Annotated in this window: 10 protein-coding genes; 5 read left to right on the top strand and 5 right to left on the bottom strand. The window is 68.4% G+C overall.

Features of this window, described 5'->3' with window-relative positions; genetic code table 11:
- Positions 1–10: 10 nt before the first annotated feature.
- Positions 11–1,768 (top strand): MFS transporter, encoded by a 1,758-nt coding sequence (locus ACQ4MJ_RS22385; RefSeq protein WP_431151224.1) that lies wholly within the window; start codon positions 11–13, stop codon positions 1,766–1,768.
- Positions 1,769–1,871: 103 nt separating this feature from the next.
- Positions 1,872–2,315: a hypothetical protein gene (locus tag ACQ4MJ_RS22390; RefSeq protein WP_431151223.1), complete on the top strand. Its 444-nt coding sequence runs from the start codon at positions 1,872–1,874 to the stop codon at positions 2,313–2,315.
- Between the two features lie 113 nt (positions 2,316–2,428).
- On the opposite strand, the gene mltA is transcribed toward ACQ4MJ_RS22390, so the two are convergent.
- Positions 2,429–3,652, bottom strand: coding sequence for a murein transglycosylase A (mltA, locus tag ACQ4MJ_RS22395; RefSeq protein WP_431153151.1), 1,224 nt, complete (start codon positions 3,650–3,652; stop codon positions 2,429–2,431).
- On the opposite strand from mltA, the gene ACQ4MJ_RS22400 reads away from it, so the two are divergent.
- The 3 genes from ACQ4MJ_RS22400 (at position 3,585) to ACQ4MJ_RS22410 (ending at position 4,612) form a co-directional block, all read left to right on the top strand.
- Positions 3,585–3,761 carry a hypothetical protein gene (locus ACQ4MJ_RS22400; protein ID WP_228897174.1) on the top strand — a complete coding sequence of 59 codons (177 nt, stop codon included), beginning with the start codon at positions 3,585–3,587 and terminating at the stop codon, positions 3,759–3,761. The genes mltA and ACQ4MJ_RS22400 overlap by 68 nt on opposite strands.
- Positions 3,758–3,886, top strand: coding sequence for a hypothetical protein (locus tag ACQ4MJ_RS22405; RefSeq protein ID WP_255669686.1), 129 nt, complete (start codon positions 3,758–3,760; stop codon positions 3,884–3,886). Before ACQ4MJ_RS22400 ends, ACQ4MJ_RS22405 begins: the two co-directional genes overlap by 4 nt.
- A 78-nt stretch (positions 3,887–3,964) precedes the next feature.
- Positions 3,965–4,612 carry an OmpA family protein gene (locus tag ACQ4MJ_RS22410; RefSeq protein ID WP_055394716.1) on the top strand — a complete coding sequence of 216 codons (648 nt, stop codon included), beginning with the start codon at positions 3,965–3,967 and terminating at the stop codon, positions 4,610–4,612.
- Positions 4,613–4,653: 41 nt separating this feature from the next.
- Here ACQ4MJ_RS22410 and ACQ4MJ_RS22415 read toward each other — a convergent pair whose 3' ends face one another.
- From ACQ4MJ_RS22415 to ACQ4MJ_RS22430, 4 genes are all read right to left on the bottom strand, one after another.
- Complete coding sequence (locus ACQ4MJ_RS22415) at positions 4,654–5,283, bottom strand: response regulator transcription factor (protein WP_055394714.1); 630 nt, start codon at positions 5,281–5,283, stop codon at positions 4,654–4,656.
- Between the two features lie 142 nt (positions 5,284–5,425).
- Positions 5,426–7,471: a two-component system sensor histidine kinase NtrB gene (locus ACQ4MJ_RS22420; protein ID WP_370110263.1), complete on the bottom strand. Its 2,046-nt coding sequence runs from the start codon at positions 7,469–7,471 to the stop codon at positions 5,426–5,428.
- Entirely contained in the window at positions 7,468–8,283 is an 816-nt protein-coding gene (locus tag ACQ4MJ_RS22425; RefSeq protein ID WP_228897305.1) for a carbon-nitrogen hydrolase family protein, read from the bottom strand. Before ACQ4MJ_RS22425 ends, ACQ4MJ_RS22420 begins: the two co-directional genes overlap by 4 nt.
- Positions 8,283–12,443: a YhdP family protein gene (locus tag ACQ4MJ_RS22430; protein WP_431151222.1), complete on the bottom strand. Its 4,161-nt coding sequence runs from the start codon at positions 12,441–12,443 to the stop codon at positions 8,283–8,285. Before ACQ4MJ_RS22430 ends, ACQ4MJ_RS22425 begins: the two co-directional genes overlap by 1 nt.
- Positions 12,444–12,539 lie beyond the last annotated feature (96 nt).

Below are 12,539 nucleotides of genomic sequence, written 5' to 3' on the forward strand. Positions count from 1 at the left end.
ATGCGCAGACATGCCGCCATTGCCGTCCCACGAAAGCACGCGCAGCGTTGCGCCCCCGCCCTCCCCTGATGCCCCGGACCTGAGCCCGGGCGCCCCGCCGCAAAGCGATGCGGCTGCAGACCGTGCCGCGCGTGCGGATCTGGCGCATGGCACCGAAGAGTCCGTCGCCGCCCAGTTGGGAGACAGCGCAGCGCTGAACCAGGCGGCTTCGCTCTCACCGTTTGCGCCCTTGTCGGTGCCCGTGTTCCGCATGCTCTGGATCACCTGGGTGGCGGCCAACACCTGCATGTGGATGAACGACGTGGCGGCCGCCTGGCTCATGACCACGCTCACCACCTCGCCCGTGCTGGTGGCGCTGGTGCAGACCGCTTCCACGCTGCCCGTGTTCCTGCTGGGCCTGCCCAGCGGTGCGCTGGCCGACATCCTGGACCGGCGCCGTTACTTCATCGCCACGCAGTTTTGGGTCGCGGCCGTGGCGCTGGTGCTGTGTGTGGCCATCCTGGCCGGAGGCATGACGGCGCCGCTGCTGCTGGCGCTCACCTTTGCCAACGGCATCGGCCTGGCCATGCGCTGGCCGGTGTTTGCGGCCATCGTGCCGGAGCTGGTCAGCCGCCCGCAGCTGCCCGCCGCACTGGCGCTCAACGGCGTTGCCATGAACGCCTCGCGCATCATCGGCCCGCTGCTGGCGGGCGCCATCATCGCCAGCGCGGGCAGCGCCTGGGTGTTTGTGCTCAACGCTGTGCTGTCCATCCTCTCGGGCCTGGTCATCATGCGCTGGAAGCGGGTGCACACACCCAGCCCGCTGGGCCGCGAGCGTCTGACCAGCGCCATGCGCGTGGGCCTGCAGTTCGTGCGCCAGTCGCCGCGCATGCGGGCCGTGCTGTGGCGCATCTCCATCTTCTTTCTGCACGCCACCGCGCTGCTGGCCCTGCTGCCGCTGCTGGCCAAGGGGCTCGAAGGCGGCGGCGCGGGCACCTTCACGCTGCTGCTGGCCAGCATGGGCGCGGGCGCCATCATGGCGGCCATGTTCTTGCCGCGCCTGCGCCAGGCCATGGCGCGCGATGTGCTGGTGATACGCGGCACGGCGCTGCAGGCCGCCGCCACGGGCGTGATGGCCGTGGCGCCCAATGTGTACGTGGCCGTGCCCGCGATGTTCGTGGCTGGCATGGCGTGGATCACCACGGCCAACTCGCTGTCGGTGTCTGCCCAGCTCGCGCTGCCCAACTGGGTGCGCGCGCGCGGCATGTCCATCTACCAGATGGCCATCATGGGCTCCACCGCGCTGGGCGCCGCCGTGTGGGGCCAGGTGGCCACGCTCACCGATGTGCATGTGAGCCTGGGCATTGCCGCCGCCACCGGCGTGGTGGCCATGCTGCTGGTGCAGCGCCTGGTGGCCGACCGCAGCATGGAGGAAGACCTGAGCCCCTCGCGCGCCTTCAAGGCCCCGGTGGCCGACACACCGCCCGGATCAGGGCACCTGGTGGTCACCATCGAGTACTTCATCGACCCCGCCCGCGCCGCTGAATTCCGCGCCGTGATGCAGGAAAGCCGCCGCAGCCGTTTGCGCCAGGGTGCCCTGGGCTGGCAGTTGCTGCACGACATCAGCCAGCCCGCGCGGTACGTGGAGCGCATCGAGGACGAGTCGTGGACGGAGCACCTGCGGCGCTTCGACCGCGTGACGGCGTCCGACGTGGCGCTGCGCGACCGCAAGCTGGCCTTCCATGTGGGCGATGCGCCGCCCCGGGTGACGCGCTGGGCGGTGGAGTAGGCCTGCGGTGGTGCGATGTCTAGCCGGCGCTGGCGTCTGCTTCGCCTACCATGGCGGCTTCCCCAGTCTGAAAGCGCGCCCGTCGTTGGCCCGCTCACCCCGCATGCCGAGCTTTCTGCGTTCTGCCCTTCTGGCCCTTGCTGTTGTGGCCCCCATCGCCCACGCCGCCACTCCTGACCCAGCCCTGCTCGGCTGCTGGCGCGCCGCCAAAATCGTGTTGACCACCCCCGATGGCGAAAAGGCCGAAGACACCTCCGGCCGCTGCACTCTGCAGTTCAAGGAAGATCAGTTCGAATCGACCTGCAAGACCGCCAGCGGGACGGCCATTACCAAGTACCGTTACCAGGTCGTCCGCCCCCAGGTGTATGCGGCTACCATGGCGGGCAGCACTTTCAGGACGGAGATGGTGGGCTCGACGCGCGAGTACGAGTACCACATCACGGGCGATCAACTGCGCACTGTGACCGTGCCCCCAGCCATGGCGTTCGCGGCGGCGGCTGCGGCCCAGCGGGTGGAAACCGAAGCGGCAAGGGCGCCGTGCCCGTGAACCCGGCGGCCAACCACTGGGCGTAGGTTCGCAGAGGGGTTGAGAGTTTGCTATAAATATGATAGCTATTAGCGCTTGCTGAATAAGCGCTGGCGGCCAAAATCATCCAGAAATCATCGGGGCCACAACGCCCACAGACGCAGGTTCTGCTTCAGGCGCCCGGCGATGTCGCCCGCTTCCGGGCCCCAGCCAGTGAAGAAGTCTGCACGCACCGCCCCCAGGATGGCGCTGCCCGTGTCCTGCGCCATCACCATGCGGTTGAGCTGTACCTGCGGGCCGCTGGAGGCCAGCCAGACGGGTGTGCCGTACGGGATGCTCTGGCGGTCCACGGCGATGGAGCGGCCGGGGGTGAGCGGTACACCCTGGGCGCCGCGCGGGCCGAAGCCCGCGTCCAGCGGGTTCAGAGGCTCCTCGCGAAAGAACACGTAGCGCGGGTTGGTCCACATCAGCTCGTTGGTGCGCTGGGGGTTGGCGGCCAGCCAGGCGCGGATGCCGGGCCAGGTGGCGTCGCGGGTGTGGCCCTGGTCGAGCAGCCAGCGGCCGATGCTTTGGTAGGGCTGGTCGTTGGTGCCCGCGTAAGCCACGCGCACCAGCGACACCGTGCCGTCTGCCTCGGCGATGCGCAGGCGGCCCGAGCCCTGGATGTGCAGCACCATCGATTCCACAGGGTCGCGCAGCCAGGCGATGGCGCGGCCCGCCAGCGCGGCCTGCGCTTCCGGCAGGGTCTCGATCTGCTGGCGCGTGTACCAGGGCTTGCGGGCCCCAAGGCTGGTCGGTACGCGGTAGATGGGCACGGTAAACCCATTGCCTGGCTGGCGGGTGGCCTCCATCATCGGCTCGTAGTACGCGGTGAGCAGGCCTTCGGGGTTGCCGTCGGTTGCTTCAACGCGGTAGGGCTGCAGGCGGGCGATGAGCCACGCGCGTTGCTCGTCGGCGGTGGCAATGCTGAGCTGGCGCACTTCGCTGCACAGCGCAGTGAAGGGGGGCTGGGGGCGTTCGCAGCTCTTGATCCAGGCGTTCCAGGCCTCGTGCAACGCATCGTCGGCAAAGCCCGGCAGCTCGGCCCAGCGCACGGGAATCCAGCGGCTTTTGGGCTGTGACATCGGTGGCGGCAGCGGGCCGGTGTCGCCGGGCAGCACCACGGTGCTGGGCGGTGGTGGCGCGGGGATGGCCCCGGGGCGGGAGGGGCTTGGGGCAGGGGGCGTGGAGCAGGCGGCCAGCGTTCCTACAATCAGCGCCGTCAAAGCAACGCGCAGGAGTGTCAATTTCATGGGGCTGATTTTGCTTGAAGCGCTGCTGGCGCTGGTGTTGCTGGTGGCCATCGTCTGGTGGACGATGTTCTCGGGCCGCAAGGGTGGCGAGCTGCAGCCGCCGCCGCAGGAGCCTTTGCCTCCACCGCCAGCGGAATCCCCCCAGGCAGCTCCCCCACCACCTCCGGCGCAATGACCTTGCCTGCGCGCGTGCAGCGGGCCCAGGCGGCTTCGTCCTACAGCCAGGGTGCCGCTGTGCCGATGGTGCCCCGGCCCGGCTGCAGCCACGATGGCGATGAGCTGGGCGCACCCGAGGCCTAGGCCCACCACAGGCCATGCGGCACGCGATCGGAAGTCCCGAAGCGCCCAGCTCCGTTGAATCTTTCAAGGAGCACCACCATGCGCAAACACATTCTTCTCGGCGCCACCGCCGTCATCGTTCTGGCCACTGGCTGCGCCAGCATGGACGACACCCAGCGCCGTACCGCTACCGGGGCCGGCGTGGGCGCGCTGGCAGGCGCCGTCATCGGCTCGGCCACCGGTGGCAGCGCTGGTACCGGGGCAGTGGTAGGTGCCGGTGTGGGGGCCCTGGGCACCTACATCTGGTCGCAGAACATGGAGCGCCAGAAGCGCGAGATGGAGCAGGCCACGCGAGGCACCGGCATCGGCGTGACGCAGACCGCCGACAACCAGCTCATGCTCAACATCCCCAGCGACATTTCGTTTGCCGTGGGCCGTTCGGACATCCAGCCCAATTTCGCGCCCGTGCTCGACCAGTTCGCTGCCGGGCTGCGCAACAACCCCAACACCGATGTCCGCATCGTGGGCCACACCGACAACACCGGCAGCGACGCCATCAACAACCCGCTCTCGATGGACCGCGCTGCCAGCACGCGCAGCTATCTCACGGGGCGGGGCGTGGACGGGCGCCGCATCGCCATCGACGGAATGGGGGAGCGGTATCCCATCGCCACGAACGAGTCGGCCGACGGCCGGGCGCGCAATCGGCGCGTGGAGATCTTTGTGGGCGAGCGGCCACGCGGGTAAGCAACCACACCCGAGAGGGCGTGGGGCGGGCGCGCAGAGCCCTACTTCTCTGTGCGCAGCAGGTTGGCCAGCTCCACGGCCGACTTGACCTGCATCTTGTCGAACACGCGTGAGCGGTGCACCTCCACCGTGCGCACGCTGATATCGAGCTGGTCAGCGATCAGCTTGTTGGGCAGGCCCGCTACCACGAGGTCCATCACATCGCGCTCGCGGTCCGTCAGATCGCGCAGGCGCACCTGAAGGTCGCTGCGCTCACGCAGTTGCGCCAGGCGCTCGGCCGACTTGGCCAGCGCCTGCTCGACACGGTCTACTAGCGCGTTGTCGGAAAACGGTTTTTCGCAGAAATCAAACGCACCCCTCTTGACGGTGTCCACGGCAGTGGGCACGTCCGCGTGGCCGGTCAGGAAGATCACCGGCATGGTGGCCAGGTCACCACGCACAGCCAGCAGGTCGAACAGCGCCAGGCCGCTCATGCCGGGCATGCGCACGTCCAGCAGCAGGCAGCAGGGCTGGCGCTGCGCGGGCCGGCTTGAGAGCATGGCGTCAAAGGCCTCGGCGCTCTCAAAGGACTCGCTGAATAGCCTGCGCGAACGCAATAGCCACGCCAGCGCTTCGCGCACGCTGGCGTCGTCGTCCACGATGTACACGGTGGCGTTGGTGGTGGGCTCCATGGTTTAACTCGGTTAACTAGTGCATTGTCGGTTACGCGCGGTCGACGCAACCGGCGCGACCTGGGCGGGGGCCGCCCCGCCGCGCTAGCGGCGTACCCCTTCCCGCGCGCAGCGCGAGAGAAGGGGGAAGTGACGCAGTCGCTCAGGGGGTTGCCGCTGGCAACGTGAAGGTAAACACCGTACCACGCGGTTCATGGGGCGCAAATCCGAGAAAACCGCCATGCTGCTCGATCACCGTGCGGCACATGCTCAGCCCCAGACCCATGCCCTCGGGGCGGGTGGTGAAAAACGGGGTGAAAAGCCTTTCGGCTACGTCCGGGGGAATGCCCGATCCCAGGTCGGTCACCGCAAACTCGATCCAGCCGCTGTGCTGGTTCGACGCCGCACGCCGCACCCGAATGTCCAGAATGCGCGTGGGTAGGGCGGGGTCGTCCATGGCCTGCATGGCATTGCGCGCCAGATTGAGCAGCACCTGCTCGACCATGGTGCGGTCGCACAACACGGGGGGCAGGTGGGGCTCCAGTGAGGTGTTCACGCGCACCCCCAGCTTGCGTGCCTGCAGGCTCACCAGCGGCAGGATGGCATCGAGCAACTGCTGCGCGTACACCGCTTCGCGCGCCTGGTCGCGGCGGCGCACAAAGTCGTGGACGCTCTTGATCACTTTGCCTGCGCGTTCGGCTTGCCGCGCAATATGTTGCATGGCCATGCGCACATCCTGCAGCTGCTCGGCATGGGCAGCTGCGCCTGCGCCCTGCTCTGCCGGTGTGGGCGCCTCCAGCAGGTTGATGGAGCCGGTGGCATAGCTGGAAATGGCGGCCAGGGGCTGATTGAGTTCGTGGCTCAGCAGCGAGGCCATTTCGCCGACGGTGGCCAAGCGGGCGGTGGCCTGCAGCCGCTCTTGTGACGCCCGCGACAGCTCTTCCACCCGCCGCTGCTCGCTGATGTCGAGGAACGCGCTCATCCAGCCCGTGTGCAGGCCCTGGGCGTTGATGAGCGGGGCCTCGATGATCAGCACAGGGAAGCGGGTGCCGTCCTTGCGCATGAATTCTGACTCGAAACCCTCGCGCGGCGGCATGGTGCCCGCAAAGCGGATGGCCTGGCGCTGGCGATACTCCTCCACCCGCTCGGGGGGCCAGTAGGGCGCGGTCACGCTTTGGCCCAGCAGCTCCGGCGCGCTGAACCCCACCATGGCGCAGAAGGCCGGGTTGACATAGGTGATGCGGCCTTCCAGATCGCGGGCGCGCAGGCCTGTGACCAGCGAGTCCTCCATGGCCTTGCGAAACGCCAGCGCGTCGGCCAGGTCGCGCTCGGCGCGCAGGCGCCTGCGGTTGTCGCGCACCAGCACCACCATCACGGTGACCAGCGCAATCGACATGGCGGTGACCAGCGCGGTCAGCACGTTGGGGAACAGGCTGGGCGCGCTGTGCCAGGTGTCCATGCGCAGCACCAGGGTGCTGCCAGGTAGATCGAGCAGGTGCGTGGCCGTGAACATGCGCGAGCCGCGGCGCGCGGCGCCCAGCACGGCCAGCCGGGTGCCGTCGGCCTCCGTGAACGAGGCCTCCTGGCTGCGGGTGAGGTTGTGCGCCACCAGGTTGATCAGCACGTCCTGCAGCGAATACGTGACCACCAGGAAACCCGTGCTGCGCCCGCCCGAGGTGAGCGGCAGGCACAGCTCCATCATCTCCGAGCCCAGCCCGTCGCCGTGGGGCTGAAAGTAGCTGCTTGAATAGGCTGGGCTGCTCAGGCGGCGTGCGTTGGCACAGGCAATGGCGGCGTCGGACTGGTTACCCTCGCGCAGCCGGGCGTCCCAGGCCACGGGGCGGTAGGGCGACTGGGCATGGGTGCGTACCCGCAGGTCGGCATCGCGCCACTCGATGCGCACCAGCTCCCGCCGGTTGCGCAGCAGCTCGGCTGCATCGACCTCCCAGGCCAGCTGGCCCGGGTCGCCCGCGTGCAGGGCCTGCAGGCTTTGCAGGTTGCGCGTAAGCGCCACGCGGATGTCGGACACCGCGTCGGCCGTGTCACGCTCCAGGCGCGACTGCACCTGACTGGCCTCGTAGCGCCCCGCAAGCCACACCATGGTGGCGAGCATGGAGATCACCAGGGCTACCAGCAGGGTCCACAGCGACCAGCGCCGCCATGCGCCGCGCCAGCGTCTGAAGAGTGTGCGCTGCTGCGGGATCTTCACAGGACGCGGTGCGACAAGGCGGGCAACTGCAGGCGAATGTCGCGCAGGCGCTGCGGGTCCACCACACCCGACACCACGCCCGCCAGTTGGTCCTGCTGGGCGAGCACGGTGCCCCAGGGGTCCACCAGCATGCTGCGGCCCCAGGTGTGCCGCCCGTTTTCGTGCACACCGCCCTGTGCGGGCGCCAGCACATACGCCAGGTTTTCCACGGCGCGGGCGCGCAGCAACAGCTCCCAGTGCGCCTGGCCGGTGGTGTGGGTGAACGCGCTGGGCACGAGCAGCAGGTCTGCACCCGCGCTGGCGTGGGCGCGGTACAGCTCGGGAAAGCGCAGGTCGTAGCACACCGAGAGGCCCACGCGCCAGCAGTGGCCGTCGCGCGATGGCAGCTCGAACTGCACGGGGGTGTTGCCCGCTTCGATGACCCGGCCTTCGTGGAACTGCTCGCGCCCGTTGTCAAAGTAGAAAAGGTGAATCTTGTCGTAGCGTGCCACGCAGTCGCCAGCGGGGTTGAACACCAAGGTGGTGTTGCGCACCCGGTCGGGTGTGGTGGCCACCAGCGGCAAGGTGCCCCCCACAATCCACATCTGCAGCTCGCGTGCCGCGCTGGCCAGAAAGTGCTGGATACGGCCCTCGCCCGGTGCTTCGCGCAGGGCGATCTTGTCGGTGTCCTTGTGGCCCATCACGCAAAAGTATTCGGGCAGCACGGCCAGCTCGGCACCTGCGCTGGCGGCCTGCTCCAGCAGGGCGCGCGCAGCGCGCAGGTTGTCGTCGAGCCGGGTGCAGGACACCATCTGGATCGCAGCAACTTTCATCATGACGGTTCTCCGGTGCGGGGTGCGCTGGGGCGTGTGGGCGTGCCGGTTGCAGGGCCTGCCTCGCGGTTGCGGCGGGCCACGCGCACCACGCGGGGGTCCGTCCAGGTGCCATCGATGCGGAACTCCTGCGTGGCCGCCTCGATCAGCGGGCCGCGCAGAAATACCTGGGCCAGGAAGCTGCCCAGCCCAATGACCGGGTTGATGGCTGTGGCCACCAGGGACGCGGTCATGGCGTTGATCTCGGGCACCACCACCACGCGCAGGTCCTGGGTTTCCTGATCGATGTTGGCGCTGCCCTCCATCAGCACGGCGGCGTTGACGCCCTTCATCTGCAGATTGTTCGTGGTGGCCACGCCCTGCTCGATGCGCACATCGCCCCGGACAAAGTCGAACGCAAAACCCTCGCTGAACACGTCGCGGAAGTCGAGCGTCAGGCGGCGTGGCAGCGATTGCAGGCTCAGCACGCCCAGCAGCTTGGCCAGGCCTGGGTCGGCTTTGAGGAACTGGCCGGACTCCACGTTCAGGTTGATCTGCCCGGTCATGCTGCGGTAGTCAGGGCTGAACGGCGCGCCGATCCAGGCCACCTGCCCTTCCATGCGGCCCTTGCCGCGCCGGACCACATTGGCCATGCCCATGCGGCCCAGCAGGTCGCCCGAGTCGCGGATGTCCAGCTTGAAGTTGAGCACCGTGCGCCGCTCCGGCGTGCGGGGCCCCACACCTGCGGTGTTCAGCACCGCCCAGTTGCCGTTGGCTGTGAAGTTCGCCTCGGGCGCGAGGATATTGAATTTGGAGAGGCGCCATTCGCGCTGCGTGCCATCTCCGCCCCGGTTCTGCGCTTCTATTTCCACACGCCCGAGGCGTTTGCCACGCAGTTCAAAGTCATCCACCACGATGTCCAGCGCGGGCAGGGCGCCGGGCTGCTCGTCCAGCAGGGCCTCGACCTGGGTGACGTCGCTCTGAGGCATGTTCACGCGCGAGAGCCGCGCAAACAGGCGCCCGTTAGGGTGTTCGGCGCCGCCTGGCTGGCGGTATTCCAGATAGCCGTTGAGTTCCGTGGCGTCGAGGTTGGCACGCCAGGTGGTGCCGTCCCGCAGCGCGCCGGCCACGATGTTGTGGAGGGTGCGACCCTGCAACGTGAGTTCGCGGGCGCGCAAGGCCAGTGTGGTGGGCAGGTAGTCCTGCGCCGTGCTGGGCGTTCCCGCTGAGCCTGGCGATCCGGGTGCGGTTGCGGGGCGTGCAGCGGGTTCGCTGCCGGTTGCCTGGGTCAGCACGTCTTCCCAGGCATCCACATCAAGCTTGCCCTGGCTGATGTTGGCCGCCACACCCTGCGCGGGCAACGGGGCGGATTCCCCGCCCGACAGGCCGATGCCGATGGCACCGCGCAGCACCCGGGCCTGGGGCCCGCCCAGATCCCGAATGTAGGTGGCCGAGCCCAGTGCGCCCAGGTCCAGCGTCATCTGATCGCGCAAAGGCGGGGCTTCGGTGCCATTTCCAGCCTGCGTAAGGCCCACCAGCGATTCGCGGGCCACCTGGGTTTCAAACCGCAGTGGCAGGCTGCCTTCGGCCGTCTTGCCCAGCGGGGCGGGCAGCGCCAGCGCCAGCCCCTGCAGGCTGGTGGTGACCTGCACCTCCGGCACGCCACGGCGAAACGCGAGCGCCATGGAATACGCGGTGCTGCCCGTGGCGCGGCGCGCCAGCTGCGAGAGCATGCCCAGCTGTGATGCCTGCTGCAGCCCTTCGGCCGTGGCGGTGCCCTGTGCGCGAAGCTGCACGGCCGATTCGGTGGCCGGGGCATTGGAGGGCAGAGCGCGCATGCCGCCCTCCAGCCGGACAGCGCCGCCCAGTGCCTGGGCCTGCACGGTATTGAGCGAAAAACCGCCTTCGGTGAACTGCACCACGCCCCGCACTCGGCTCAGCGTCGGGGTGTCGGGGGTAATGCGCAGTTCGTTGCCCGCCAGCGTGACGCTGCCCTGGACCTTGGATTTTTCGATGTCGCTGATCGGCAAGGTCAGGCGCAACTTGAAATCTGCGTTGCCGGTGCCGCTGGCCTGCTCCAGTGCATTGCCGGTCATCCGGCCCAAAGGCGACGTGTTCATGAGCGTGAGCAGCTCGGTCAGCGGCCCCCGGGCATCGGCACTGACACCCACCACGGTATGGGAGAGGTCTGGAATCTTGGCGTCCACCTTCGACAGGCGCAGGCCCGGACGTCCCGCAAAACTGCCACTGGCGCCGCGCACCTGCATGGAGGAGCGTTCAAAGACCAGCTCCCCCGCCAGCTCCGTCAATGCAGGCCACGGCAACGTATTGGCCGGTTGCAGCTGCGTAGGGACGTAGGCGTAGGTGACATCCTTCACGCGGGCTGCGATGCGAAATTCGCCTTGTTTGGGGTCGTCGAAAGGCAGGTGGTGCAGATCCCCTTTGACGCGGAACTGCACGTTGCTCGCGCTGCCCGCCACCACGGCGTCGCGCACATAGTGGCGCGACTCCTGGGGGATGGACAGCGGCAGGTAGCGGTGCACACGGGTCCCGTCCGCCCGGTTCAGGGTGCCTGTGAGGTCCAGTACCCCCGGAAAGCGAGAGCGGTGTGCCACCTTGCCCGCATCGCTGGTATGCCAAGTGGCCCGGGCCTCGCCCTGGGCGTCGGCATTGGCAAACTGCACGTCGGTGGCCTGCACGGCGATGCGGTCGCCATCGAGTTGCCAGCGCACATCGGCGCTGAGCCGGTCCAGCGGCAGCACTGGGTCTTCGAACACGCCGGGCAGCACCAGCGCGCCGGAGGCAATGGTCAGCGCTGCCTTGCCGCCCGCCTGGGTCATGTCGATGTCCACCGTGGCACCCCGCAGGCCCAGTTGGGTGGAAGCGCTGGCGGGAGTGTCGCCTGCCAGCGCCAATCCGCGAATGCGCCCGCGTACTTGATACTGCTGCAGGTTTTCGAGAGGGCCTTTCCAGGTGGCCTGGATCTCGTCCACGAGCCCGTGAGGTGAATAGGTGCGCACGGCCTCATGTGCCGTGGCGCTCAGGGGCAGGCGGCTGGCGACCTGCGCCAGGGCAGCCAGGTCCAGGCGGTCGGCGCGGAACTCGCCTTGCGCGGGTGCCTTGCCGGCCGCCGCCGTGTGCACAAGCCGGACGTTGCCTCCGGGCCAGGTGAGACCATCGTCCGTCCTGAATTGCAGCGCCTGGGTCGAGAATTCGAACCCCCCGTTCAGTCGGCGTCCACCCAGCCGCCCCTGAATGGACGGCAGCACCAGCGCCTGTAAGCCTGCACCCAGTGTGGCATTGACATCGGCCAGCGCCAGGTCGGCTGTGCCGCCCACAACCTGCCCGCGCTGCACATCGGCCCAGGCTCGCAGCGCGCCCCGGCCCTGTGCGATATCCACGCCCACATCGGCATGGTGACGCAGCCGCGAGACGTCCACCCGGGAAAAGTCGGCGAAGACCTGCCCATTCCAGTGTTTCCAGTTGCCGTCGCGCGCGCGCAGCAAGGGGGCGCGGAACAGCCCCGTCACCGTGAAGCGGTCTCCCCAGGCTTCGGGCGGCGTGGCATCCAGCCGCATGTGGTGGTGCCAGTTGCCGTTGCGCAAGAGCAGGTCCACCTTCTCCAGCGCAAGCTCCGGGGCGCCGCGCTGCTCATCGGTCCAGCGCACCGTGCCACCCCGGATGAACACCTCGCCCTGTGAAAACAGCCAGTCGGCGGCGGCGTTGTCCTCGCCCTGCTGCTGGGAGAAATCCAGACCCGCCACCTGGATGCGGCCGTCCGCAGTGCGGCGCACATCCAGCTCGGGCTCTTCGATGTACAGCTGCTCGAACCCGCCCTTGAGCAGGGAGCGCGGCGACAGCGCCACCACCACCCGTGGAAGGCGCAGGGCAGAGCGGCCGGCAGCGTCCAGCAGGGTGACATCCGAGAGTTCAATGGAAGGGATCAGGCCTTCGGTGTGCGCCGCGATGGCACCGATCTGGACAGGAACCCCCAGCGCCCGTGCGGCATGCGCCTCCAGCTGTGGGCGGAAATCACCGATTCGCGGCACAATCCAGCCATGAAGGGCCCCCCACGCGATGGTCAGCAGCAGCCAGAAGGCCAGCAGCAAGCCCAGCGACCACCGCGCGAGACCTGCCACAATTTTCAGCAGGCGGGTGGGGTGCGTGGTGGGATCGATCATGGTGGGATTGAATGTGGCAGGAATTATGACCCGCAGGCTTAGCGCGGGTTCACTACAAACCAGTGTTCTTATGTACGCAGCGTTGCGCTGCGGCTG

Origin of the sequence: Acidovorax facilis, from assembly GCF_050626955.1 — a bacterium.
GTDB classification, from domain to species: Bacteria; Pseudomonadota; Gammaproteobacteria; order Burkholderiales; family Burkholderiaceae_C; genus Acidovorax; species Acidovorax facilis.